The organism is Pseudomonas sp. NBRC 111123 (assembly GCF_001320205.1).
GTDB classification, from domain to species: Bacteria; Pseudomonadota; Gammaproteobacteria; order Pseudomonadales; family Pseudomonadaceae; genus Aquipseudomonas; species Aquipseudomonas putida_J.
Window position 1 is genome coordinate 15,054 of sequence record NZ_BCAZ01000021.1, and the last position, 24,102, is coordinate 39,155.

21 protein-coding genes are annotated in these 24,102 nt (G+C 63.3%); 9 read left to right on the forward strand and 12 right to left on the reverse strand.

Going from position 1 to position 24,102, the window contains the following annotated elements:
* Window positions 1–72 precede the first annotated feature (72 nt).
* The 3 genes from APH27_RS12835 to APH27_RS12845 form a co-directional block, all read right to left on the reverse strand.
* A complete protein-coding gene (locus APH27_RS12835) occupies window positions 73–390 on the reverse strand; it encodes a DUF2388 domain-containing protein (protein ID WP_027918554.1) in 318 nt (105 codons plus the stop codon).
* Between the two features lie 107 nt (window positions 391–497).
* Entirely contained in the window at window positions 498–1,097 is a 600-nt protein-coding gene (locus tag APH27_RS12840; RefSeq protein ID WP_060485008.1) for a hypothetical protein, read from the reverse strand.
* A 101-nt stretch (window positions 1,098–1,198) separates the two neighbouring features.
* Complete coding sequence (locus APH27_RS12845; protein ID WP_027918556.1) at window positions 1,199–2,107, reverse strand: LysR family transcriptional regulator; 909 nt, start codon at window positions 2,105–2,107, stop codon at window positions 1,199–1,201.
* Between the two features lie 348 nt (window positions 2,108–2,455).
* On the opposite strand from APH27_RS12845, the gene katG reads away from it, so the two are divergent.
* Window positions 2,456–4,711 (forward strand): catalase/peroxidase HPI, encoded by a 2,256-nt coding sequence (gene katG / locus APH27_RS12850; protein ID WP_027918557.1) that lies wholly within the window; start codon window positions 2,456–2,458, stop codon window positions 4,709–4,711.
* Here katG and APH27_RS12855 read toward each other — a convergent pair.
* Together APH27_RS12855 and APH27_RS12865 are read right to left on the reverse strand one after the other, a co-directional pair.
* Window positions 4,694–5,119, reverse strand: coding sequence for a hypothetical protein (locus tag APH27_RS12855; RefSeq protein ID WP_371262711.1), 426 nt, complete (start codon window positions 5,117–5,119; stop codon window positions 4,694–4,696). The two genes, katG and APH27_RS12855, sit on opposite strands and share 18 nt — an antisense overlap.
* Before the next feature lie 199 nt (window positions 5,120–5,318).
* Complete coding sequence (locus APH27_RS12865; protein ID WP_027918558.1) at window positions 5,319–5,639, reverse strand: hypothetical protein; 321 nt, start codon at window positions 5,637–5,639, stop codon at window positions 5,319–5,321.
* Between the two features lie 357 nt (window positions 5,640–5,996).
* On the opposite strand from APH27_RS12865, the gene APH27_RS12870 reads away from it, so the two are divergent.
* Window positions 5,997–7,208: a M24 family metallopeptidase gene (locus APH27_RS12870; protein WP_027918559.1), complete on the forward strand. Its 1,212-nt coding sequence runs from the start codon at window positions 5,997–5,999 to the stop codon at window positions 7,206–7,208.
* Between the two features lie 118 nt (window positions 7,209–7,326).
* Window positions 7,327–8,661 carry an MFS transporter gene (locus APH27_RS12875; RefSeq protein ID WP_060485009.1) on the forward strand — a complete coding sequence of 445 codons (1,335 nt, stop codon included), beginning with the start codon at window positions 7,327–7,329 and terminating at the stop codon, window positions 8,659–8,661.
* Between the two features lie 13 nt (window positions 8,662–8,674).
* Here APH27_RS12875 and APH27_RS12880 read toward each other — a convergent pair whose 3' ends face one another.
* Complete coding sequence (locus APH27_RS12880; RefSeq protein ID WP_060485010.1) at window positions 8,675–9,667, reverse strand: GlxA family transcriptional regulator; 993 nt, start codon at window positions 9,665–9,667, stop codon at window positions 8,675–8,677.
* A gap of 158 nt (window positions 9,668–9,825) precedes the next feature.
* Between APH27_RS12880 and pssA the strand changes: the two genes are divergently transcribed.
* Together pssA and APH27_RS12890 are read left to right on the forward strand one after the other, a co-directional pair.
* Window positions 9,826–11,154, forward strand: coding sequence for a CDP-diacylglycerol--serine O-phosphatidyltransferase (pssA, locus tag APH27_RS12885; RefSeq protein WP_082435111.1), 1,329 nt, complete (start codon window positions 9,826–9,828; stop codon window positions 11,152–11,154).
* Between the two features lie 258 nt (window positions 11,155–11,412).
* Window positions 11,413–12,579 (forward strand): GGDEF domain-containing protein, encoded by a 1,167-nt coding sequence (locus APH27_RS12890; protein WP_081784275.1) that lies wholly within the window; start codon window positions 11,413–11,415, stop codon window positions 12,577–12,579.
* Window positions 12,580–12,707: 128 nt separating this feature from the next.
* Here the strand turns inward: APH27_RS12890 and ppnN are convergent, their stop codons facing one another.
* Both ppnN and APH27_RS12900 read right to left on the reverse strand, forming a co-directional pair.
* Entirely contained in the window at window positions 12,708–14,081 is a 1,374-nt protein-coding gene (ppnN, locus tag APH27_RS12895; RefSeq protein ID WP_027918564.1) for a nucleotide 5'-monophosphate nucleosidase PpnN, read from the reverse strand.
* Between the two features lie 63 nt (window positions 14,082–14,144).
* Window positions 14,145–15,206, reverse strand: coding sequence for a YeiH family protein (locus tag APH27_RS12900; protein ID WP_060485011.1), 1,062 nt, complete (start codon window positions 15,204–15,206; stop codon window positions 14,145–14,147).
* Window positions 15,207–15,317: 111 nt separating this feature from the next.
* Here APH27_RS12900 and APH27_RS12905 point away from each other — a divergent pair, with 111 nt between their 5' ends.
* Complete coding sequence (locus APH27_RS12905) at window positions 15,318–16,208, forward strand: LysR family transcriptional regulator (RefSeq protein ID WP_060485012.1); 891 nt, start codon at window positions 15,318–15,320, stop codon at window positions 16,206–16,208.
* A gap of 46 nt (window positions 16,209–16,254) precedes the next feature.
* Here APH27_RS12905 and APH27_RS12910 read toward each other — a convergent pair whose 3' ends face one another.
* From APH27_RS12910 to APH27_RS12920, 3 genes are all read right to left on the reverse strand, one after another.
* A complete protein-coding gene (locus APH27_RS12910; protein WP_060485013.1) occupies window positions 16,255–17,409 on the reverse strand; it encodes an HBL/NHE enterotoxin family protein in 1,155 nt (384 codons plus the stop codon).
* 322 nt (window positions 17,410–17,731) lie between these two features.
* A complete protein-coding gene (pncB, locus tag APH27_RS12915; RefSeq protein ID WP_060485014.1) occupies window positions 17,732–18,931 on the reverse strand; it encodes a nicotinate phosphoribosyltransferase in 1,200 nt (399 codons plus the stop codon).
* On the reverse strand, window positions 18,928–19,578 hold the full coding sequence (locus APH27_RS12920) for a nicotinamidase (protein WP_060485015.1): 651 nt from the start codon (window positions 19,576–19,578) through the stop codon (window positions 18,928–18,930). Before APH27_RS12920 ends, pncB begins: the two co-directional genes overlap by 4 nt.
* A gap of 137 nt (window positions 19,579–19,715) precedes the next feature.
* On the opposite strand from APH27_RS12920, the gene APH27_RS12925 reads away from it, so the two are divergent.
* Window positions 19,716–20,420 (forward strand): NUDIX domain-containing protein, encoded by a 705-nt coding sequence (locus tag APH27_RS12925; RefSeq protein ID WP_060485016.1) that lies wholly within the window; start codon window positions 19,716–19,718, stop codon window positions 20,418–20,420.
* Window positions 20,421–20,855: 435 nt separating this feature from the next.
* Here APH27_RS12925 and APH27_RS12930 read toward each other — a convergent pair whose 3' ends face one another.
* Window positions 20,856–21,449 (reverse strand): cupin domain-containing protein, encoded by a 594-nt coding sequence (locus tag APH27_RS12930; protein WP_027918571.1) that lies wholly within the window; start codon window positions 21,447–21,449, stop codon window positions 20,856–20,858.
* Between the two features lie 345 nt (window positions 21,450–21,794).
* On the opposite strand from APH27_RS12930, the gene glnT reads away from it, so the two are divergent.
* Both glnT and APH27_RS12940 read left to right on the forward strand, forming a co-directional pair.
* Window positions 21,795–23,129 carry a type III glutamate--ammonia ligase gene (glnT, locus tag APH27_RS12935; RefSeq protein WP_027918572.1) on the forward strand — a complete coding sequence of 445 codons (1,335 nt, stop codon included), beginning with the start codon at window positions 21,795–21,797 and terminating at the stop codon, window positions 23,127–23,129.
* A gap of 66 nt (window positions 23,130–23,195) precedes the next feature.
* The gene (locus APH27_RS12940) at window positions 23,196–24,101 is read left to right on the forward strand and encodes a glutamine amidotransferase family protein (RefSeq protein ID WP_027918573.1); all 906 of its coding nucleotides are present in this window, start codon (window positions 23,196–23,198) and stop codon (window positions 24,099–24,101) included.
* Window position 24,102 lies beyond the last annotated feature (1 nt).

A 24,102-nucleotide genomic window follows, 5' to 3' on the forward strand; every position in this document is an offset into this window, starting at 1 on the left:
TTGCCCATGGTCAACCCTCTTCCACAGGCACACCGGCGCTGTTGCAGCCGCAGGTGCGCCCGTGGTTGAGGTTCAATGATGAGCGATCGAGTCATCCTGGGACAGGATTGCCTGGGCCAGCTCTTCGTCACTGGCCTGCAGGCCAGGATTGTCCTTGCGGGCCTGCTCCAGCGCCGACTCCACGTAGGCGCCACGAATGGCACCGCCACTGGCAACGAATGCAGACAGCTCGTCACGGGCGGGGATGATTCGTTTATCGTCTTTGAACGTCGAATACAGCGAAGCGGAAACACCCGCCGAGGTGGCGACGTCGCCCGCATCGACGCGGGCCAGGGCAGCACCGGCAGGCAGCAGGAGCAGCAGCGCAGGGGCGAGGAGTAGGTGGCGCATGTCGTGTTCTCCAGTAACGTGAAGCACAAGGAAATAAACCACTCAGTGTTTAAGAGGGCGGGCGCGTGGTGGGAGTTCCCTGTTTTCTGCCGGAGCGTCGTTTCGCCTTACACCTTGCTGCCCAGCAAGCGCTGCAACGAGGCGTCGAAATCACGCAGGGCATCAGCCTTGGTGGCCTGTTCATCGTCCAGCATCCGCGCCACATCGTTGACCTCCTTGTGCGCGCGCCCTTCGGCGCGGCCGATGTAGGTCAGTTGGCTGTCGAAGAAGCGCGCCACCACCCGGCTCTCGATGTCGGCCGTGGCCAGGCGGCTTTCGCTGTCCAGCAGCACGATCACGTCCGGATGGTCGGCGAGCAGGCTGTCCAGGTCTTCATAGAAGGCTACCTCGGCGAACTGCTGGGCCAGCGAGCGTGCCAGCCAGTCGTAGGCCTGGCTGCCACCGCTGAGGGTAGCCACTGGAATGCTGCGCGGCTGCTGCCTGGTTGCCGCCTCGCCACGGTGCTGCTGCAGGTAGCTGAGGGTGCTTTCGGCATTGCGCCCGAGCAGCACGGCCACGTGCTGCCCCGGGGCCAGCGCGACGCTGGAAATGGCCGTGGCTGAGTAGAAGTGCCCGTAGGGCTGGGCACCCTGCTGGCTAGCCGGCGCGGCACAACCGCCAAGGGCAGCGAACAGGGCGAGCAGGGCAGCGAGCATGCCGGTTTTCATGGGTAGCGCCTCATCGATCAGTGAATGCCGCCATCTTCCGCCCGCAGCGGCGGCGGCGGAACTTGATGACATTCATGGTGGCTATCGATGAAGTCGATGAATCAGCTCGGGCGGGCCATGTACTGCAGGATGCGCTCGCGCAGCCAGCGTTCGGCCGGATCGTTGTCGTGGGCGCCGCTCCACACCATCGACAGCTCGGCCTCGGTGATTTCGAACGGGGCCGGGTCGGCGCGCAGGCTGCCATCGTCGGCCAGGGCGCAGGCGGCGTAGTCCGGCACGGTGGCGATCAGCTCGGTGTTGCGCAGCAGGGCACGCAGGCTGCCGAACTGCGGCACGGCCAGCACCACTTTGCGGCAGCGGCCGATACGCGCCAGGTCGAGGTCGATGTTGCCGCTCATGTCACCGGAGAACGACACCATCACATGGGGCCGCGCGCAGTACTCGTCGAGGGTCAGTGGGCCCGGGCGGTCGTCGGCGCGCAGCACGCGCACGCCGATATCGCGCAGTTTGCGGCGTTTGGCAGTGGCCGGCAGGTCGGTGGTGTAGCTCACGCCCACGGAAATCTCGCCACTGGCCAGCAGCCCCGGCATCAGCAGGAAGTTGGCGCGGCGTACCACCACGCTGATGTCGGGCGCTTCTTCGCGCAAGGCCTGCAGCAGGGCCGGGAACAGGCCGAACTCGGCATCGTCCGAAAGGCCCAGGCGGAACTGGTTGCAACTGTTGGCCGGGTCGAAGTCGCGGGCGCGGCTGATGGCCGACGAAATCACGTCCATGGCCGGGCCCAGCTCGGCGAAGATCTGCATGGCCCGGGGGGTGGGTTCCATGGCCCGGCCGCTGCGGATCAGCAGCGGGTCGTCGAACAGCTCGCGCAGTCGGGCGAGGGCAGCGCTGACGGTGGACTGGGTGATGAACAGCTTTTCGCCGACGCGGGTCAGGTTGCGTTCGATCATCAGGGCTTCGAAAAGCACCAGCAGGTTCATGTCGACGCGGCGCAGGTCGTTGCGGTTCATGGGGCTTGGCTCACCGGGGGCAGAGGGGTTGGCGGTGTATTGAAGCACGGCGGCGGCCATTGCGCCTTGTATGGATGTGCCGGGGCTATCAACCTGGAAGAGCCACTCTATTAGAACTCTGCCCAAGCTCGACTAGTCTTTCCCTGGCCCTGCCAAACACACGTGCGGGCGGCGTGCCAGCACCTGGGTGCAAGACCACGCCGCGCTTGATGTGACAGCTTCGCAAGCCCCGTGTCGGTACGTGACCGACCCGACCTGATGAGGGGTAGGCATGAGCCCATGAGCTCGGCTGAAACAACACCTGGTATACACCGGAAATCTGGATAACCGACCCAAAGGTAACAGCAGATGTCGAACGAATCGAAATGCCCGTTCCATCAAACCGCAGGTGGCGGCACCACCAACCGAGACTGGTGGCCTGACCAGCTCAACCTGAGGATCCTCCATCAACACTCGTCAAAGTCCAGCCCTGACCCGGACTTCGACTACGCCAAGGCGTTCAAGAGCCTCGACTTCCAGGCCCTGAAAAAAGACCTGACCGCCTTGATGACCGACTCCCAGGACTGGTGGCCAGCCGACTTCGGCCACTATGGCCCGCTGTTCATCCGCATGGCCTGGCACAGCGCCGGCACCTACCGCATCGGTGATGGCCGTGGCGGCGCCGGTTCCGGCCAGCAGCGTTTCGCCCCGCTCAACAGCTGGCCGGACAACGTCAGCCTGGACAAGGCCCGGCGCCTGCTGTGGCCGATCAAGCAGAAGTACGGCAACAAGATCTCCTGGGCCGACCTGATCGTGCTCACCGGTAACGTGGCGCTGGAATCCATGGGCTTCAAGACCTTTGGTTTCTCTGGCGGCCGCGCCGATGTGTGGGAGCCGGATGAAGACGTGTACTGGGGCTCGGAAAAGGTCTGGCTGGGTGGCGACACCCGCTACGGCAAGGAGCAGCAGAAGGCCCAGCCGCCAGGCCAGGGTGACCTGGTGGCCGAACCGGCCAAGCACGGGGAAGAACAGAACCGCAACTTGCAAGCCGAGCGCAACCTGGAAAACCCCCTGGCTGCTGTGCAGATGGGCCTGATCTACGTGAACCCGGAAGGCCCCGAAGGCAACCCGGACCCGGTGGCGTCAGGCCGGGATATTCGAGAAACCTTCGGCCGCATGGCCATGAACGATGAAGAAACCGTGGCGCTGATCGCCGGCGGCCACGCCTTCGGCAAGACCCACGGTGCCGGCCCCGCCGACAACGTCGGCCCCGAGCCTGAAGCGGCAGGCCTGGAACTGCAGGGCCTGGGCTGGGCCAACAAGTTCGGCAGCGGCAAGGGCGGCGATGCCATTACCAGTGGCCTGGAAGTGATCTGGACGTCGACGCCGACCCGCTGGAGCAACGAGTACCTCAATAACCTGTTCAATTTCGAATGGGAGCTGACCAAGAGCCCGGCCGGTGCCAACCAATGGCGGCCGAAGGAGGGCAAGGGCGCGGGCACCGTGCCGGATGCTCACGACCCGGCCAAGAAGCATGCGCCATCGATGCTCACCTCCGACCTGGCCTTGCGTTTCGACCCGATCTACGAGCCGATCGCCCGGCGCTTCAAGGACAACCCGGACCAGCTGGCCGACGCCTTCGCCCGCGCCTGGTACAAGCTGATTCACCGCGACATGGGCCCGCTGGCGCGCTACCTGGGCCCGGAAATGCCCGATGAGGAACTGCTCTGGCAAGACCCGCTGCCCAAAGCCGACCAGCCCGCGTTGGGTGAGCAAGATATCACTGCGCTCAAGGCCAAGGTCCTCGGCTCGGGCCTGAGCGTCGGCGAGCTGGTGTCCACGGCCTGGGCTGCTGCTTCGACCTTCCGTGGTTCCGACAAGCGCGGCGGTGCCAATGGCGGCCGTCTGCGCCTTGAGCCACAGAAAGGCTGGGCGGCCAACCAAGGCACCGACAAGGTGCTGGCGGTGCTGGAGAAAATCCGCGCCGAGTCTGGCAACAAGGTCTCGCTGGCCGACCTGATCGTGCTGGCAGGTACCGCCGCCGTGGAAAAAGCCGCCAAGGATGCCGGCTTCAGTGGCAGTGTGGGCTTCCGCCCAGGCCGGGTGGATGCCTCCCAGGCGCAGACCGACGTCGAGTCGTTCGCCGCGCTGGAGCCCCTGGCTGACGGCTTCCGTAACTTCACCAAGGCCCGTTACAGCGTCAAGGCCGAGAAGCTGTTGCTGGACAAGGCCCAACTGCTGACCCTCACCGCCCCGGAAATGACCGTGCTGATCGGTGGCCTGCGCGTGCTCGGCGCCAACCATGGGGGCAGCAAGCAAGGCGTGTTCACCGACAAGCCAGGCACCCTGAGCAACGACTTCTTCCGCAACCTGCTGGACATGGGGGTGGAGTGGAAGCCGACCTCGGCGGACAACGAAAGCTTTGAAGGCCGCGATCGCAAGACCGGGCAGGTGAAGTGGACCGCTAGCCGGGTCGACCTGGTGTTTGGTTCGCATGCGCAATTGCGGGCATTGAGCGAGGTGTATGGCAGCAGCGATGGCAACGACAAGTTCGTCAAGGACTTCGTGGCAGCTTGGGTGAAGGTCATGGAGCTTGATCGTTTTGACTTAAACCGCGGGGTCTAGAGGTGATGTTGTCATAAAGCTGGCATTACTCGCGAAAAGTGCCTCTGCGCGCCCTCCGGCTCCCACGTCAGCGGAGGGCATCCAGCGACCATAAACCTTGGCGATCATGGTCCAGTCCTTGTGACCCATTTGCTGGGCTACCCACATCGGGTTTTCGCCAGCGCTGAGCATCATCGAGGCGTATGTGTGGCGGCTCTGGTAAGGGCGGCGCCACCTTACGCCCGCTTTCTTCATGGCGAGAACCCATATCACGCGATAGATATAACCGGCGTGACGCCACGGCTCTCCAGTGATGGTATTCAGGAACACATGCTTTCCGGCCAGGAAGGTCAGTTCAATGGAGAAGCGCACCTTCATCGGGATGATTGAGGCGGGATAACCCCTGTGGAAGGAGGCTCTGGATGCCATGCGGGCAAATCACCAGGCACAGGATGAAGGGAAGCCCGCTGAGGAGGTCGAGCGGCTGCACCTGCTGGCCGAGTCGCTATTCCAAGTGGTCTGCGATTACCAACTGCGGGTGGTGGCTAAAGCGCGGGGTACAGATCTGCCACCGCTTCACTGAATTTGTTCAGCGGGTAGTCCGGCAAGCAGGCTACCCTGCTGGTGCCTAGAGTTTGTACTGGATGGTGTAGGACTCATCATCTCTAGGCTCTATGGTGATCGGCAAGCCGAATAGCTTCCCGCCACATTCACTGATTACGCAGCGGTATACGGCCCCCTGCTTGAGCTGAGCCCACAACCCTTCGTCGTGTATGACGATTCCGACGACCCGGTTTTGGGGATCCTCTCGAACTTGAGCAACTTGATAATCAAGGTCACACCCGAAATCAGGGGGAGTCAATTCTGGATCGTAACCGATCAGAACCCCATGTCGCTTCAGATCGTCCCTTATCCGCTCAACCACCTCATCTGCTTCTTGTTTTATCATGATCGTCACCTCGTGATAGCCCACTCAAGACTTTAGCTGACCTGGCTGGTTTTCGGGGGGCATGAGCGAATCCAGCGACTTTCCCTCGTTCTTGACGCTACCCACCCTTGCGCGACACAAGGCCTCTCCCACAGCTCTTTGCACCTCTTTGGAAGGTGCTGAGGCCTGCGGGAGCAAATCTTTTGCCCAATTTCTCAAAGCTGGCGCGGCTCCCACCAGTACAGCGCACGCCGGAACGCCGGCGGTAGCGCCAATTCCAGGTCGGATAGATACAAAAGCGTCCTCGTCGGTTCTGTTGCAATGCTTTCCAGGCGGCCGGCCTGAACAGCGTGCTCACAACCACAAGGAACACCGACCATGCAAATGCCCCAGACCCTGAAAATCCGCAATGGCGAAAAGGTCAAACCGACCTTCTCCGCGCAGGAGTACGCCGCCCGTCATGCCCGCCTGCGGGCCTACATGGCCGAACAGGACATCGAGGCGGCCATCTTCACCTCGTACCACAACGTCAACTATTACAGTGACTTCCTCTACTGCTCGTTCGGCCGCCCCTACGCCCTGGTAGTCACCCACGACAAGGTGGTGTCGATCAGCGCCAACATCGACGGCGGCCAGCCTTGGCGGCGCACGGTGGGTACCGACAACATCGTCTATACCGACTGGCAGCGCGACAATTACTTCGTCGCCATCCAGCAGGCCTTGCCGCTGGCCTCGCGCATCGGCGTCGAATACGACCACCTCAACCTGCAGAACCACGCCAAGCTTGCTGCCTGCTACCCAAGGGCCGAGCTGCTGGACATCGGTGCCGCGTGCATGCGCATGCGCATGATCAAGTCGGCCGAGGAACAGGCGCTGATCCGCCATGGCGCACGGGTTGCCGACATCGGTGGGGCGGCAGTGGTCGAAGCACTGCGTGACCAGGTGCCTGAACATGAAGTGGCGCTGCATGCCACACAGGCGATGGTCCGCGAGATCGCCCGCAGCTTCCCTGACAGCGAGCTGATGGACACCTGGACCTGGTTCCAGTCCGGGCTCAACACCGACGGCGCGCATAACCCGGTCACCAGCCGCAAGGTCAACAAGGGCGACATCCTCAGCCTCAACTGCTTCCCGATGATTGCCGGGTACTACACCGCGCTGGAGCGCACCTTGTTCCTCGACCATTGCCCGGACGATCACCTGCGCCTGTGGCAGGCCAACGTCGAGGTCCATGAGGCCGGCCTGAAGCTGGTGCGCCCGGGCATGCGTTGCTGCGACATCGCCCATGAACTGAACGAGATCTTCCTGCGCCACGACCTGCTGCAGTACCGCACGTTTGGCTATGGCCACTCCTTCGGCACACTGAGCCACTACTACGGCCGTGAGGCCGGGCTGGAACTGCGCGAAGACATCGACACGGTACTGGAACCGGGCATGGTGGTGTCGATCGAGCCAATGATCATGCTGCCCGAAGGGCGACCGGGGGCGGGTGGTTACCGCGAACATGACATCCTGATCGTCAATGAGAGCGGTGCCGAGAACATTACCAAGTTCCCGTTCGGGCCAGAGCACAACATCATTCGCAAGTAACCACCGGCGTGGCCTCTTTGCCGCCGCTGCAGCGAAGAGGCCAGCCAGCAAAACAACAACAATCCCTGTATGACCAACAGACCCTGCCTCCAATTAGAAGAATCAGAGGGTATTCGTCATGTCCAGCACCACCTTCAATGCTCCCACCCTCGACGGCGCCGCCCCCGGTGCCGAACGCCAAGCCCTGCGCAAGGCCGCACGTGCCAGTTTCATGGGCAACTTCGTCGAATGGTTCGACTACGCTGCCTACGGTTACCTCGCCACCATCATCGCCGCCACGTTCTTCCCGCAAACGGACAAGACCAGCGGCCTGCTGGCAACCTTCGCGGTATTTGCCCTGTCATTTCTGGTGCGCCCGCTGGGCGGCGTGGTCTGGGGCCACTTCGGTGACCGCCATGGGCGGCGCAATGCCTTGTCGTGGTCGATCCTGATCATGTCGCTTTCGACTTTCTGCATCGGCCTGCTGCCGGGCTACGCACAAATCGGCTTGTGGGCGCCCTGCCTGTTGCTGCTGATCCGCCTGGTACAGGGCTTTTCCGCCTCGGGGGAATACGCCGGTGCGGCGGCATTTCTTGCCGAATATGCGCCGGCAGGCCGGCGCGGGCTGTACACCAGCATCGTGCCGGCCAGCACGGCTGCGGGGTTGCTGTTTGGCGCGGCGTTCGTCGCGGTGCTGCATGAGCTGTTGAGCAACGAAGACCTGCAACGCTGGGGTTGGCGCCTGCCGTTTCTGCTGGCTGCGCCGTTCGGGTTGGTGGGCCGGTACATCCGCATGAGCCTGCAGGACTCGCCGAAGTTTCTGGAAATGGAGCAGCGCCTGGAACGCAAGGCCTGCATGACCCCTGCGCCGATCCGCGAGCTGCTGGCCAACCACCGTCGCAGCCTGGCCATCGGCATCGGTGTCACCTGCCTCAATGCTGTGGCGTTCTACCTGTTGCTCAGTTACATGCCGACCTACCTGTCCAGCGAAATGGGCATGAGCGAGCGCGACTCGTTCATTGCCTCGACGGTGTCACTGGCCACCTACATCGGCCTGATCTTCCTGATGGGGCGGTTGTCCGACCAGTTCGGCCGCAAGGCCATGCTGGTGGTGGCTTCGTTGCTCTTTCTCGGCCTCACCGTGCCGCTGTTCAAGCTGCTGGATGGCCAATCGCTGTTGGTGATCCTGGCAATCCAGATCTTTTTCGGCGCAATGCTGGCCATGAACGACGGCACCTTGCCGTGCCTGCTCGCCGAAATCTTCCCGACCTCTGTGCGCTTCAGTGGCTTTGCATTGAGCTTCAACCTGGCCAATGCGCTGTTTGGCGGCACAGCGCCGTTCATTGCCACGTGGTTGATCCAGGCCACCGGCAGCAAGCTGGCGCCGGCCGGTTACCTGCTGGCGGCGGCGCTGGTGGCCTTGCTGGCGATGTTGATGTGCCGCGAGACAGCACATTCGGCCTTGGAGGATTGAGGCCATAAAGCCGTCAGTGCAACGAAGCCTGCCGCCGCTCGCCCAGCGGCGACAGGCCAAAGAAGCGGCTGTAGCTTTTGGAAAAATGTGCCGGTGAGCTGAACCCGCAGGCCAGTGCCACCTCGCGCACCTGCACGTCGCTGCGCAACAACAGTTCCCTTGCCCGTGACAGACGTAACTCCAGGTAATACTGGCTAGGGGTGCGCTGCAGGTATTTGTGGAACAAGCGCTCCAGCTGGCGCACGGTCACATCGTTGAGGCTGGCCAGTTCCTCCAGCCCCAGGGGTTCCTCCAGGTTCGCCTCCATGATCGCCACTACCTGGCTCAGCTTGGGCTGGGCACTGCCGAGCAAGGTTCGCAATGGCACACGCTGGCGCTCGCGCTCCCCCCGTACACGGTCGCACAGCAACAGCTCGGCGGCCTTGGCGGCAATGCCCTGGCCGCCAGCCTGACGGGCGACCAGCTGCAGCATCATGTCCATGGCCGCCACCCCGCCGGAACAGGTGAAACGGTCGCGGTCCAGCTCGAACAGCTGGCTTGAAATGATGATGTCGGGGAAATGCTCCTGCAGCGCCTGCAGGTCTTCCCAGTGGATGGTGCAACGGTAGCCATCGAGCAGTTCGGCCTTGGCCAGCAGGTAGCTGCCGGTGCAGATTCCGCCCAACGGCAGGCGTTGGCGGGCCAGCTGGCGCAGCCAGTCGATCAGTGCCCGGGTGCCACTGCGGCTGCGGTCGATCGGGTTGGCGCCGACCACGAACAGGGCATCCAGCGCCGGGGCGTCTGCAATGCTGTGATCGGGCAGCACGCGCATGCCATTGCTGGCTACCACCGGCTCTGGGCTGGCGGCAATCAGCACGGTACGGTACAAGGGGAGGCGCGCTGCCAGGTTGGCCATGCGCAGGGTTTCCACTGCCGACGCCAGGCCAATCGTCGTGAAGTTGGGCAACACCAGAAATCCGAAGGTTCTGGTCGGGGGCGTTACGCTGGGAGTAGCGGGGTGGACCATTGCGATCTTCCTGTGCAAGCTGAGGCGTTGTTCGTCAGGGGCAGTGGAAAAACAGGCCTCGCGCGTTTCTTGTTGTTATAGGTCGTTGCCGGGCTGATCTTACACCCCGAGCGCAACGGCCAGGAATGGACCTGATTGCAGAGAGAAGGTGATCGTACGTGAACCCCGAATCCATGCTGGCGGCGCTGCCAGGCGTCGCCATTGCCCCTGAGGCGATCCAGGTGTTGCCCGATGCCGCGGCTTACCGCACCTGCCTGCTCGAACGCATCGCCACGGCGAGACGGCGCATCGTCATCGTCGCCTTGTACCTGCAGGAGGACGAAGCTGGCCAGGAAGTGCTCGATGCCCTGTATCAGGCCAAGGCCGAGCGGCCGAGCCTGGAAATCGTCATCGTGGTCGACTGGTTCCGCGCCCGCCGTGGCCTGCTGGGGGCCGGGCGCCAGCCGGGCAACGCCGCCTGGTACCAGGCCCAGCGCCAGTTGCGCGGGCTCGACGTGGTGATCCATGGCGTGCCGGTGCAAACCCGCGAGCTGTTTGGCGTGCTGCACCTGAAAGGCAGCGTGATCGACGATTGCGTGATCTATACCGGCGCCAGCCTGAACAACGTCTACCTGCACCGGTTCGACCGTTACCGGCTGGACCGTTACCACCTGTTCCAGTCGCCGGCACTGGCCGATGCCATGGTCGACCTGGTCCGGCGCCTGTTGCACCACACCGCCACGCCGCGCCTGGACCTGCCCGCGCCACCCGCTACCCGTAGCCTGCGCGGCGATATCCGGCGCTTGCGCGCGCGCTTGCGGCGCATGGCCTATGAGGCGCCCGCCGCCATGCCAGGGCAGGGGCTGCGGGTGATCCCGCTGCTTGGCGTCGGCCGTGGCAACCCGCTCAACCGTGCATTGTGCGCGCTGCTGGCTGCGGCACGTGCGCAGATCATCATCAGCACGCCGTACTTCAACCCGCCACGGGTGGTGATGCGCGAGATCGACCAAGCCCTGGACCGTGGCGTACGCATCGAGCTGATCGTCGGCCACCGCACCGCCAACGATTTCTATATCGCCCCGGGCGAGCCGTTCAGTGCCAGCGGCGCCCTGCCGTACCTGTACGAGGACAACCTGCGCGCCTTTGCCCGGCGGCGCCACGCCGCCATTGCCAGTGGCCAGTTGCAGATACGGATCTGGAACGACCCGGGGCATACCTTCCACGCCAAGGGCGTGTGGGTGGACCAGCGTTATTCGCTGCTGACCGGCAACAACCTCAACCCGCGCGGGTTCAACCTGGACCTGGAAAACGGGCTGCTGATCGATGACCCGCAAGGGCAGTGGCTGGTGCCGCGGGCGGTGGAACTGGACGGTATTCGCCGGCATGCGCCGCAGATCGGCACGGCGGATGAACTGGGCGAGAAGGCCGAGCACCCCAAGGAAGTGCGCAAGTTCCTGCGCCGCCTGCGCTACAGCCGGCTGGAGCCATTGATCAAACGGGTACTCTGAGGTCGCCTGCCCGGCCTTTTCACGGGGCCAGTGCAGGCGTGCTGTGCAGGCCCCAGACCAATCCCGCTCACCTGCCACAGGCTATCATCTACCTGGGCTAAGCCATGGGCATGATGGCGGGAGCAAGACGACGGATCGCGTCGAGTCTGCATGGGGGCATTCATTTGAATGCAGCGCGACGGTTCGCCCCTCTGAAAAGTCATCTCAAGCGCATACAATCAGCCCTTTTCCACGTTAACCAGAAAGGCCAATCCGTATATGGCGCTTGATCCACCCACGATGCTGACGATCACCATCGCCCTGGCCGCTGCGGCGGCGCTGTACCTGGCGATCGAGTGGCGCAGTGTCCGCGAACCTTCGCTGCTGTTCTGGAGCGCCGGTTTCGCCACAATCACGGTCGGTTCGACCCTGGCCCTGCTGCGCGGCATAGGCCTGCTGCTGATCGGTATCTGGTTCGCCAACGGCTTGCTGGTGGTCGCCCACGCGTTCTTCCTGATAGGGGTTGTGCGTTTCACCCAGGCCCGGCTGTCGTGGGCGTGGCTGCTGATCGTGCTGGTATGGTTCGGCTTGCTGCTGCTGCCGGTGGGGCCGCAGTGGTCGAAAGTGATGCTGATGGTCAACTCGCTGCTGGTGGCGTTGCTCACGCTCAAGGCCAGCTTGCTGCTGCGCCCCCATGGCAAGTCGCTGAGCGTGGGGGCGGTGCAACTGCGCTACGTGCTGCTGATCCATGGCCTGTTCTATGTGGCCAAGGCGATCGTGGCGGTGACGCCGGGCACACTGATCGACCTGGCGACCTTTGGCGGGCTGATCATCCAGATTTCCCTGGTCGAAGGGGCGATGGCGATCATGCTGATCGCGCTGTCGATGACCGGTACCGTGCGTTACCGCCGTGAAGAGCGCATCGCCCGGCTGGCCGCGCGCGACCCGCTCACGGCACTGTACAACCGCCGAGCCCTGGAGGTGCGCGCCACGCACCTGTTCAAGGCGGTCAGCCCGAAGCAGCCCGGGGCGTTGCTGCTGATCGATATCGACAACTTCAAGCTGGTCAACGACCTGCATGGGCATGTAGCGGGTGACCGGCTGTTGATTGCCTTGAGCGAGATGATTCGTGCGGTACTGCCGGAGCGGTCGTTGGCAGCGCGTCTGGGTGGCGATGAGTTCGTGATACTGCTCAGCGATGCCAGCAGCGAGAAGGTGGTGGAACTGGGCAGCCAGTTACGCGAGCAGTTCCAGCTGTATGCAAGGGAGGCGGTGCCCACCCCGCAGGCGGTGACCCTGAGTATTGGTGCCAACCTGTTCGACCAGCCACCGGCCAGCCTGGCGGCGCTGATCGAGCAGGGGGACGTGGCGTTGTACCAGTCCAAGCGCGGGGGGCGTGACAGTATTCGCCTGGTGGACCGGACCTTGGTCAGTGCTGTGAAATAGCAGGGGGCCGCTGTGCGGCCCTTTCGCGACATGAGGCCGCTCCTGCAAGGGACCGTGATCCGTTGTGGGAGCGGGCTTGTCGTTGCGGCGCAGTGCCGCGAAAGGGCTGCAACGCAGCCCCGGCGATCTCAGGTCACTACTTGGTAGCAAGGCACATAGGCCGCACCACCCGGCAACTTCATCCGGTGCTGGTCGACAAACGCCTGCAACAGGCGCCCTAACGGCTCCAGCACCGCCGCATCCCCACGGATCTGATACGGCCCGTGTTCCTCGATCAGGCGAATGCCCTTGTCCTTTACGTTCCCCGCCACGATCCCGGAAAACGCCCGGCGCAGGTTGGCCGCCAGTTCATGGGGCGGCAAGTCACGGCGCAATGCCAGTTCGGCCATGTTGGCGTGGGTCGGGTCGAACGGGTGCTGGAAGCCCTCGGCAATCTTCAGCAGCCAGTTGAAGTGGAAGGCGTCGTTGCGCTCGCGGCGGAACTGCTTGACCTCCTTGAGCCCCTCGACCATCTGCCGGGCCACTTCGGCCGGGTCATCGATGATGATCTGGTAGTGGCGCTGCGCAGCCTCGCCAAGGGTAGCGCCGACAAAGGCATGCAGCTGTTGCAGGAAGGGTTCGGCGCTGCGCGGCCCGGTCAGCACCACCGGGAAGGGCAGGGCATGGTTGTCCGGGTGCATGAGGATGCCGAGCAGGTAGAGGAATTCCTCGGCGGTACCGGCGCCGCCGGGGAAGATGATGATGCCGTGGCCGACACGGACGAAGGCCTCCAGGCGCTTCTCGATGTCCGGCAGGATCACCAGCTCGTTGACAATCGGGTTCGGCGCCTCGGCGGCGATGATGCCCGGCTCTGTCAGGCCCAGGTAGCGGCTGCCGTGCATGCGCTGCTTGGCATGGGCGATGGTCGCGCCCTTCATCGGGCCCTTCATCACGCCCGGGCCGCAGCCGGTACAGACGTCCAGCTTGCGCAGGCCCAGTTCGTGGCCGACCTTCTTGGTGTACTGGTACTCCTCGCTGCTGATCGAGTGGCCGCCCCAGCACACCACCATCTTCGGCTCCACGCCGGGGCGCAGGGTGCGGGCGTTGCGCAGCAAGTGGAAGACGTAGTCGGTGATGCCCTGGGAGCTTTCCAGGTCGATGCGCTGGCTGGCCAGCTCGCTTTCGGTGTAGACGATGTCGCGCAGGGCGCTGAACAGCATCTCGCGGGTGCTGGCGATCATTTCGCCGTCGACGAACGCGTCGGCTGGCGCGTTCAACAGCTCCAGGCGCACGCCGCGATCCTGTTGGTGAATGCGGACTTCGAAGTCCTTGTACGCCTCGAGAATGGTCTTGGCGTTGTCGACATGGGCGCCGGTATTGAGAATGGCCAGGGCGCACTGGCGGAACAAGGTGTAGAGGCTACCGGTACCGACTTCACTCAGTTGCTGGACTTCACGTTGCGACAGCGTCTCCAGGCTGCCTTTGGGGCTGACGGATGCATTGATGACATGGCGTTGGGGCATCTAAGTCGTTCCTGTGCAGGTAAAAACATCCTTGCAAGACAACACCATACCGATCAATGCGCGTCAACCTAAAAGGCGTTGCACGCCCAAGGTGATTGCCAGGCCACCCGCGACCAGCCATACGTTGAGAACCGCCCCCGTGATCAGCGCCTTGGGCCCGGCCTGACGAATCTGGCTCCAACGGGTCTCCATGCCCAGCGCGGTCATGGCCATGGTCAGGGCGAAGGTGTCCAGGCTGTTGACCGCCTGGGTCACGCTGCCGGGCAGCACCTGCAGCGAGTTCACCAGCACCAGTGCAAGGAAGCCGAAGGCGAACCAGGGCATGGCGATGCGGCCGTTGCCTTGTGCCTGGCCTGGCCGGCGCGAACGGCTGATCCACAAGCCTACCACCAGCAGCACCGGCACCAGCAGCATCACCCGGGTCATCTTGACGATGGTGGCGATGTGCGTGGCTTCAGGGCTGACGTTGCTGGCCGCGCCCACCACCTGGGCCACTTCGTGAATGGTGCCGCCCAGGAACAGGCCGGCCCCCATTGTGTCCAGGTGCAGCCAGCCGGCGTTGATCGCCAGCGGGTAGAGGAACATCGACAAGGTGCCGAACAGCACCACGCTGCCCACCGCCATGGCGCTCTTGTGCGGGGCGCTGCGCAGTGCCGATTCGAATGCCAGCACGGCGGCGGCGCCGCAGATCGCACTGCCGGCCGCGGTGAGCAGGGCAGTGTCGCGGTCCAGCTTGAACAGTCTGGTGCCGCACCACAGGCCGATCAGCAGGGTGCTGGTGACCACCAGCAGCGACACGCTCAACCCGGACCAGCCGACTTCGGCGATTTCTTGCAGGCTGACGCGCAGGCCGAAGAAGGCCACGGCGATGCGCAGCAGCCCGCGGGCCGAGAAATTGATGCCGGCTGCCCAGCTGGCTGGCACGCCATCGCGCAGGGCGTTGCCGTACAGGGCACCGGCGACGATGCCCACGATCAGCGGGCTGATGCCCAGGCTGGCGATGGCAGGCAGGGCCGCCAGCTGAGTGACGGCAAGTGCGAACAGTGCAACGAACAGGATGCCATTGAGCCGCCCTCGGGTGGAGAGGGTGGGCGCCAACGCGGGGTTGGAAGTTGCCGTGGCCATGTGAGTCCTCCGGGAAAGTGTTTCGACATGGCCTACGTTAATCTGGTTATAAGCTTATAAAAAATCGTAATTTAGGATGGCAAATATCCGAATTGCTGATACTTTTAACAAATGACCCCGGAACAACTGATAACTTTCGCCACCGTAGCCGAGCACGGCAACATCAGCCATGCGGCCCAGGCCCTGCATCTGTCGCAGCCGGCAGTGTCCGGCCAGCTGAAGTTGTTGCAGGAGGACTTTGGCGAGCCCCTGTACCAGCGTGCCGGCCGTGGCGTGCGCCTGACCGCTGCCGGCGAGCAACTGCTGGCCCATGCCCAGCGCCTGCGCGATACCTTTCGCCAGGCCCAGGCACTGTGTGAGGCCATGCGCGGGCTGGAACGCGGCACCTTGCGTATCGGTGCCAGCACCACACCGGCCAGCTACCTGCTGCCTTACCTGATCGCCGATTTCCATGCGCGTTTTCCAGAGGTGCTGGTGACCACCTCCCACGGTAATACAGCGGAAATCGTCGCGGCGCTGGGCAGTGTCGATATCGCCTTGATCGAAGGGCCGCCCGGGCAGGAGCTGCCACTGGGCACTGGCGTCACGGCATGGCGGGAAGATGAGATCGTGGCGATCGTGCCCAGTGGTCATCCGCTGGCTGGCGACAATGAGCAGACATTATCGTCGCTGGGGGCCTTTGCGTTGGTGCTGCGGGAAAGTGGCTCGGGGGTGCGCCAGATCGTCGAGCGGGCGTTTGCCCGACAGGGCGTTGCCATGCGCGTGGCGCTGGAAATCGCCGGGGTGGAAGGGGTGAAGGAGGCGGTGCGGGCCGGGATGGGGATTGGCTTTGTCTCGGCCATGTCGATCCGCCATGAGGACGGCGTATTGCGGCAACTGAGGATTGCGCCGGAGCCGTTGGTGCGGCGGTTTTCCATCCTCTTGCCCCATGCCGCCACGCCGTCGCGGGCGGCAGCACGGTTCATGGAGCTGTGCACGGGCCAGGCCACTGGCGCGGCATAGCCCGTGCCTGCTGCCAGCAACAGCGGCAGCAGGCATGGGCCAGCGGTTACTGGATGTTGGCCTTGGCCGGCGTGGCCTGGTTGTACTTGATCGACGCTACGCTGTTGCATAGCCCGACCAATGTCTGCCAGTCCTGGTTGGCCAGGTTCAGGTTGCGTTGCAGCTCGGGCAGGTTGAGGGTGTCAACATTGCCTTTGCAGTTGTTGAGGTCGGTCACAACGGTATTCAGCTCGCCCTCCAGCTCCTCCCACACCTTCAGTAACAGGCCGATCAGCGAGCCTGCCGCCTTGGACAGTTCGATCAGCGTGTTCAGCTGGTCATTCAAGGCTGCCAGGCTGGCAGATTGCTGGGTCACCGCGTTCATCCGCGCTGTGTCGGCCTGGATCTCGCTGTTCAAGGTCTTGATCTTGATTTGCGCAGCCACCATCGTGGCGATTCCTGCCGCTGCGCCGACAATGCCGAAGGCCAGGCCGAAACCGAGGCTGAAGATGGCGATCACGGCACCGGCGAAGAAGGCTACGCCAGCCCCAATGGCCGAAGCGGTTTCAACCACTTGCCAGGTCTTGACCTGCTTGCGCATTTCTTCGATCTTGGCCCGATACTGCGCAACCTGGTCGCGGTTGACCTCCTGCTGCTTGGTCGAGTCGGTGACGGCCTTGGCGAGGACCTGGCTGTCGGCGATCAAGGTGTTGGAGTAGTCGGTAATCGACTGATGTACCGACACCGCGCTTTGGCTGAAAGCGCGAAGCTGCGAAATCAGCCCGCTGAACTGCTGCTTGAGCGCGCTGATGGCCTGGGCATTGCCCGGGTCGGTCTGCAGCACCGCGACCAGCGAGTTGATCGTCGACATGCTGACGTTGAAGGCAATGCCATAGCCGGCAATGGCATTCGGGATACTCACCAGGTTCGCGGATATCCCGTACCAGGCGTTGGCGTGGATCTGCGCGTTGCTGAACGCAGTCTGGAAGGTGCTGTACCAGGTGGGTGCCGGGCTGATGGTCGGCAGTTGGGTGTTGGTGATGCCGAGCACATAGGCCATCACATCGTTATTGGCATTGAAGGCATCTGCCAGCTGCTGATCGATGGGCAGGTCGTTGGACGCCCTCGGCGCGGCAGAGACGCTGCCCAAGGCAGCGATGCTGACGACGTTCGACAGTGGGTTGAGGGTGAACGGGAAAAACTGTTTCTTCAGTGCATCCATGACACTTCTCCTTGAACAGTGAACCGAACGACCGGTACTGATTGTCGGGGTGTTGTGTGTGAGGCAGCTTCCTTCTGGCCGGCACGGGAGTGCCGGCAATCCACTCCCAGAGGCCCGAACAGGCTTGGATAGCGAACTCATTTAAGCAGCGCCAAGGGTCACGGCAAGGTGATATCAGGTGAGTTTTTCGCTCTCGAACGGTTAACGAAAAAGCACAAGCAGACAGAACAGCGTCTTAGCGTTGGTGCCTGCACAAGGCCTGCAAAAGCGGTGCTTTTTCGACGCAATCGGTGTGCATGCAAGATGGCCTGCCCAGGCCGGGTCAATTCACCTTGAACACATGCTTCAGGTAAGCCACGAAGTTCTCGTCCCGGCACTGGGTCTTGCCTGGGCTGTCGGAGATCTTCGCCACCGGCGCGCCATTGCAGTCGGTCATCTTGATCACGATGTTCATCGGCTCCACCCCCGGGATGTCGCAAGTCAGCCGGGTACCGATGCCAAAGCTCACATTGATCCGCGCGTGCAAGGCCCGGTACAGGTCCAGCGCCTTGGCGAAGTCCAGCCCGTCGGAGAAGATCAGCGTCTTGCCCTTGGGGTCGATCCCCAGCCGCTCGTAGTGGGCGATGGCCTTTTCCGCCCAGACCAGTGGGTCCCCGGAGTCGTGGCGCAAGCCATCGAACAGCTTGGCGAAGTACAGGTCGAAGTCGCCCATGAAGGCATCCATGGTGATGCAATCGGTCAAGGCAATGCCCAGCAAGCCACGGTACTCGCGCACCCAGCCTTCCAGTGCGGCAGCCTGGCTGTCGACCAGGCGCGGGCCGAGTTGCTGGTGCGCCATGAACCATTCGTGGGCCATGGTGCCGAGCGGCTTGAGTTCATACTCGCGGGCCAGGTGCACGTTGCTGGTGCCGACGAAGCGGCCGGGGAAGTCGTGCTTGAGGATGTGCACCACTTCTTCCTGCACCCGGTAGGAAAAGCGCCGCCGCGTGCCGAAGTCGGCCAACTGGAAGCCGGCCAGTTCCTCGGCACTGGCCTCGGCCTTGAGCCAGTCGAGCTTTTGGTAAAGGCGTTCGCCCACCTGTTCGATCACCACATCACGGTAGCGGTTGCGGTTACGCACCTCGCTGATGATCGCCAGCAACGGGATTTCGTAGAGGATCACGTGCAGCCATGGCCCGCGCACGCGAATCGCCAGCTGCCCGGCAGCATCCAGGCCGACCTGCACATAGCGCAGGTTGAAGCGGAACAGGCTGAGAAAACGGATGAAGTCCGGCTTGAGGAACGGGATCTTTTCCAGATAGGCCAACTGGTCGTGGGTGACGGTGACTTCGGCCAGCTGCTCTATCTGATAGCGGATCTGCGCCAGGTAAGGCGAGAGGTCTTCGCCATTGCGGCAGCGAAACGCCCATTCCACCTCGGCGTTGGGGTAGTTGTGCAGCACCGCCTGCATCATGGTGATCTTGTAGAAGTCGGTATCCAGCAGGTTCTGGATGATCCTTGGTCCAAACACGCTTTCGCTCATGGGCGGTCTTCCTTGATCAAAGAGAGCTGGTGGTCGAGCGCCGCTTCATCGCCGCACAGGATTACGCCTTCGGCGGCCAGCGCACCGCAGGCGCTGATGGCGCCTTCCTGGGTGAGGGCGCGGCAGGCTGGCAGGTACAGCAGTACCTTGAAGCCTGCCTGGCGCAGTTGCCGGGCAGTGGTCTTGACGCAGTAGTCCAGGGCCAGGCCGCCGACGATCACTGCGCCCACTCCCTGCACCTTGAGGTATTCGATGACCCCCGTGGAGCGGCGTTCGGCCAGATCGTGATAGCAGGCATCGTAGGGGTGCAAGTCGGGCTCGACACCTTTCCAGACGAAGTAGTCGTATTCGATGGGGGCGGGCAGGCCGGGCAGCAGCTCGAAGCCAGGGGTACCGGGGACGCAGTGGCTGACCCAGGTCAGGTCGGCGTTGGCCAGGGCCAGCGGTTGCAGCATCTGGCCGGGTTCGGCCACCACCCAGGCAGCGTTGGCCGGGTGGGCGTCCTTGCTGCCCAGGCGCAGGTCGGCACGCAGGGCCATGGCGTTGAGGTCCGGGGCGATCTCGTTGCCTTCCGGCACTGGCAACTCCTGAGGGGCATTGGCGGTGAAGCCGTTTTGCGCGTCGACATCGAAACTGGCGATCTTCATGGCGGGTCTCCTCGCTGGAATGGCTATATAATTCACCTGGTGTATTAAGTATGTCAAGTGACAATTGCTTAGCTGTTGCGGGTTGCCCTACTTAGCTGCTCTGGTGGATTATTGCGCTGATGAACAAGGAGTCCCCGGTGAGTACAGTCGAAGTTTTGGCCAGCGTCGATATCGTCGCCTTGCGCCTGGCCCCTGATGCACAGCATCTGCAAGTGTTGTTGCACCGTCGTGAGCGTGAGCCCCATACCGGCCAGTGGGCCTTGCCCGGGGTGATCGTCAATGGCCGCACCCCGGATACCAGCCTGGAGGGCGCTGCCGAACGCGCCCTGCGCGAAAAGGCCCTGGTGCTGCCACGCTACCTCGAACAGGTGGGCACCGAAGGCAATGCTTTCCGCGACCCACGTGGCTGGTCGCTGAGCACCTATTACCTGGCATTGCTTGACCCGCAACAGCAGGTCGAGGGTGACCAGCTGGCGTTTTTCGACCTGGACAGCGTGATGGACCGCAAGGTGCTGCTGCCGTTCGACCATAACCTGCTGGTCGAGCGTGCGCGCGAGCGGTTGGCAGCAAAGACGGTGTACAGCAGCTTGCCGCTGTACCTGCTGGGGCAAAAGTTCACCGTGCTCGACGCACTGGGGGCGGTGCAGGCGTGCCTGGGCCAGGCGGTGAACAACACCTCGCTGCGCAAGCGCCTGGAGCGCCTGCGCGAGCTGGGTTGGGTGAGGGATACCGGGGAGAAGAACCAGCCCAGGCTGGGCCGGCCGCAGCAGTTGTATCACTACACGCCGCAGGGCGAGCGGGTGTTCATGTTCGACCGCAGCCTGTTGCCTGAAGGCGCTTGAGCGACGCTTTATTTGTGGGCGCGCTCCTACAGACGGTCGCGTTCTGTCAGGTCAATGCGCGCAGCGGCGAGGTGGGCAGCGCACAGGGCGTTACGGAGGCCGGTGGCAGCACCGGCTACGGGGATTGAAGTCGCGATCAGGGCAGTCAAATCGTCACAATGTGGCGCGCGCAAACACTCCCGATCGGCGCGTCGCGGGTCTTTAAAACGGGGCGTTTTATCGTTATGAGCCCGGGCGAACTGCCCGGTGCAAAAAGGCGCCACAGCGTTGGAGTTGTGAAGCGAGGCTGTTTTACTCGCGAATACCACACCCGCCAGCCCACGGTGCGGGGCCGGTCGATGTATGTATTATTTTTGTAGACACGGTTTGCAAGCCGATTGCGGGCGACGCGTGCTTGTCTGATCGCGACATCGGTTGTTGCCTTGCTGCGCCGCGTTACTCGTCGCCATAGTTCATGATCGACAGCAGGCGAATCGGCACCTGCACCAGTTGCTCCGGGCCGTGCGGGGTTTCGCCATCGAAGGTCAGGCTGTCGCCGGCCTGCATACGGTACAGCTGGTTGCCGTGGCGGTAGACCAGTTCACCTTCCAGCAGATGCAGGAATTCGGTGCCGGGGTGGGCGAAGGTCGGGAACTCCTCGCTGGCGTCGTCCATGGTCACCATGTATGCCTCGAAGTTCTTTTTCGGCCCCCTGGCGTGATTGAGCAGATGGTAGGTATGGCCCTTCTCGGTGCCACGGCGCACCACTTCCAGCCCTTCACCGGCCTTGACGAGCAAGGCATTGCCATCGGGCTGGTCGTACTGGCTGAACAGCTTGGCCATCGGCATGCCCAGCACATCGCACAGGCGGCTCAGGGTATCGAGGCTGGTGGACACCTGGGCATTCTCGATCTTGCTCAGCATGCCCTGGCTGATGCCGGCGATGCGTGCAACATCGGCGAGCTTGAGCGACTGGGCCTGGCGCTGGCGCTTTATCTGCAGGCCCAGGTACTGCTCCAGGCGAAGGCGCGGTTGGGTTTCGGTTGGCATCGAGTGTCCTGCACGGTTTCAGTTCAAGAATAAAGTTTTCGCACTGGGAAAGTGCGAGGCGCAGTTGTTGTGGCTGCTTCTTTCCTCAGGTGAAACCAAGTTTCCCATAAATAGGGCATAAAAAGCTGCATGGGATGTGGGCTGTCTGTGCGGGCCCCTTCGCGGCTAAAGCCGCTCCTGGCGGGCTTGCGCGGTCCCTGTGCAGGAGCGGCTTTAGCCGCGAAGAGGCCCGTACAGGCAATACACACCCGCGTCCTGGAAAGAGTTGGCAAGCACATTGCATTCCTGTGAGGAAAGTAAGTTTCCCATGCGGAATTAGTGCCCCTCACCAGGAGTGATCAACCCATGTTGCCAGCAGAAACCCAGCGCACCCTCGACCAGTACGGCATCAAGTATGTGTTGGCGCAGTTCGTCGATATCCATGGTTCGGCGAAGACCAAGTCGGTGCCGGTCTCGGGCCTAAAGATGGTGGCTGAAGAGGGCGCCGGCTTTGCCGGGTTCGCCATCTGCGGCATGGGCATGGAGCCTCATGGCCCCGATTTCATGGCCCGTGGCGACCTGTCCACGCTGATCCCGGTGCCTTGGCAGCCGGGCTATGGCCGGGTCGTGTGCGTCGGTCACGTCAACGGCCAACCCTGGCCCTACGACAGCCGTCATGTGTTGCAGCAACAGGTACAGCGCCTGGCCGACAAAGGCTGGACCCTGAACACCGGCCTTGAGCCCGAGTTCAGCCTGTTCCGCCGCGACGAAAGCGGCAAGCTGCAACTGGTGGACGCCTCCGACAACCTCGACAAGCCCTGCTACGACTACAAGGGCCTGTCGCGCTCACGGCTGTTCCTCGAACGCCTGACCGAGGCGCTGCAGCCCGTCGGCTTCGACATCTACCAGATCGACCATGAAGACGCCAACGGCCAGTTCGAGATCAACTACACCTACAGCGACGCCATGGAGTCGGCCGACCGCTTCACCTTCTTCCGCATGGCCGCCGGCGAGATCGCCAACGACCTGGGCATGATCTGCTCGTTCATGCCCAAACCCGACCCCAAGCGCGCCGGCAATGGCATGCACTTCCACCTGTCGCTGGCCAGCAGCAGTAACAAGAACCTGTTCCACGACCCGTCCGACAGCAGCGGCATGGGCCTGTCGAAGCTGGCTTACCACTTCGCTGCCGGGCTGCTGGCCCATGGGCCGGCGTTGTGTGCCTTCGCCGCGCCGACGGTCAACTCGTACAAGCGCCTGGTGGTCGGTCGCTCGCTGTCCGGCGCCACCTGGGCTCCGGCCTTCGTCGCCTACGGCGCCAACAACCGCTCGGCGATGGTGCGCATCCCTTACGGCCGGCTGGAGTTCCGCCTGCCGGACGCTGGCTGCAACCCGTACCTGGTCACCGCTGCGATCATCGCCGCCGGCCTCGACGGCATCGACCGCCAGCTGGACCCGGGCGAGATGTGCAACGAGAACCTCTACAACCTGAGCCTGGAAGAGATCGCCGCACGCGGCATCAAGACCTTGCCGCAGTCGCTCAAGGAAGCCGCCGACGCCCTGGAGGCCGACCCGCTGTTCCGTGAGGTGCTCGGCGCCGAGATCGTCGACGAGTTCATCAAGCTCAAGCGCATGGAGTGGGTGGAGTACTGCCGCCACGTCTCCGACTGGGAAATCCAGCGCTACACCGAATTCTTCTGACCGCCAACCCTATCCCTGGGTAGCGGTAAATGCAGCGGCTACCCACTGCCTAGAAGGAGTATCACCATGTGTGGAATCGTAGGTCTGTACCTGAAGAAGCCAGCGCTGGAAGCCCAGCTCGGCAAACTCTTCGAACCCATGCTCGAAGCCATGACCGACCGTGGCCCGGACAGCGCAGGCTTTGCCATCTACGGCGACGAAGTGGCTGATGGCTGGGTCAAGCTGACCCTGCAGGCGACGGACATCAACTACCCCTGGGCGGCCTTGATGGGTCAGCTGGAAGGGCGTTTGGGTTGCTCGCTGGACTGGTTCCAGAACGCCAGCGCCGCCGTGCTCAAGGTGCACACTGGCGAGGCAGCGGCCCGCCAGGCCCTGAGTGAACTGGCCCCCGAAGTGCGCATCATGAGTGCCGGGCAGAGCATCGAGATCCTCAAGGGCATGGGCCTGCCGGCGGAAATCTCCAGCCGCTTCGGCCTGGCTGGCATGAAAGGCAGCCACATCATCGGCCATACCCGCATGGCCACCGAAAGTGCCGTGACCCTGGAAGGCAGCCACCCGTTCTCCACCGGCGCCGACCTGTGCCTGGTGCACAACGGCTCGCTGTCCAACCACTTCCGCCTGCGCCAGGAGCTCAAGCGCGAAGGCATCAGCTTCGAGACCGACAACGACACCGAAGTGGCCGCCGGCTACCTGGCCTGGCGCCTGCAGCAGGGCGACAGCCTGGCTCAGGCCCTGGATGGCGCGCTGCAAGACCTGGACGGCTTCTTCACCTTCGCCATCGGCACCCGCAACGGCTTTGCCGTGATCCGCGACCCGATCGCCTGCAAGCCGGCCGTGCTGGCCGAGACCGACGACTACGTGGCCATGGCCTCCGAGTACCAGGCCCTGGCCAGCCTGCCGGGTATCGACAAGGCCAAGGTCTGGGAACCGGCGCCGGCCACCCTGTACGTCTGGGAGCGCGAAAGCGCCTGAC

Coding starts and splice junctions, on each gene's coding strand:
- APH27_RS12870 (WP_027918559.1), top strand. CDS start 5,997: ATGCAAATGCCCCAGACCCTGAAAATCCGCAATGGCGAAAAGGTCAAA.
- APH27_RS12920 (WP_060485015.1), bottom strand. CDS start 19,578: ATGAAGATCGCCAGTTTCGATGTCGACGCGCAAAACGGCTTCACCGCC.
- APH27_RS12865 (WP_027918558.1), bottom strand. CDS start 5,639: ATGATAAAACAAGAAGCAGATGAGGTGGTTGAGCGGATAAGGGACGAT.
- APH27_RS12855 (WP_371262711.1), bottom strand. CDS start 5,119: ATGGCATCCAGAGCCTCCTTCCACAGGGGTTATCCCGCCTCAATCATC.
- katG (WP_027918557.1), top strand. CDS start 2,456: ATGTCGAACGAATCGAAATGCCCGTTCCATCAAACCGCAGGTGGCGGC.
- ppnN (WP_027918564.1), bottom strand. CDS start 14,081: ATGCCCCAACGCCATGTCATCAATGCATCCGTCAGCCCCAAAGGCAGC.
- APH27_RS12835 (WP_027918554.1), bottom strand. CDS start 390: ATGCGCCACCTACTCCTCGCCCCTGCGCTGCTGCTCCTGCTGCCTGCC.
- APH27_RS12890 (WP_081784275.1), top strand. CDS start 11,413: ATGGCGCTTGATCCACCCACGATGCTGACGATCACCATCGCCCTGGCC.
- APH27_RS12875 (WP_060485009.1), top strand. CDS start 7,327: ATGTCCAGCACCACCTTCAATGCTCCCACCCTCGACGGCGCCGCCCCC.
- APH27_RS12930 (WP_027918571.1), bottom strand. CDS start 21,449: ATGCCAACCGAAACCCAACCGCGCCTTCGCCTGGAGCAGTACCTGGGC.
- APH27_RS12880 (WP_060485010.1), bottom strand. CDS start 9,667: ATGGTCCACCCCGCTACTCCCAGCGTAACGCCCCCGACCAGAACCTTC.
- APH27_RS12840 (WP_060485008.1), bottom strand. CDS start 1,097: ATGAAAACCGGCATGCTCGCTGCCCTGCTCGCCCTGTTCGCTGCCCTT.
- APH27_RS12910 (WP_060485013.1), bottom strand. CDS start 17,409: ATGGATGCACTGAAGAAACAGTTTTTCCCGTTCACCCTCAACCCACTG.
- APH27_RS12845 (WP_027918556.1), bottom strand. CDS start 2,107: ATGAACCGCAACGACCTGCGCCGCGTCGACATGAACCTGCTGGTGCTT.
- APH27_RS12905 (WP_060485012.1), top strand. CDS start 15,318: ATGACCCCGGAACAACTGATAACTTTCGCCACCGTAGCCGAGCACGGC.
- pncB (WP_060485014.1), bottom strand. CDS start 18,931: ATGAGCGAAAGCGTGTTTGGACCAAGGATCATCCAGAACCTGCTGGAT.
- APH27_RS12940 (WP_027918573.1), top strand. CDS start 23,196: ATGTGTGGAATCGTAGGTCTGTACCTGAAGAAGCCAGCGCTGGAAGCC.
- APH27_RS12900 (WP_060485011.1), bottom strand. CDS start 15,206: ATGGCCACGGCAACTTCCAACCCCGCGTTGGCGCCCACCCTCTCCACC.
- glnT (WP_027918572.1), top strand. CDS start 21,795: ATGTTGCCAGCAGAAACCCAGCGCACCCTCGACCAGTACGGCATCAAG.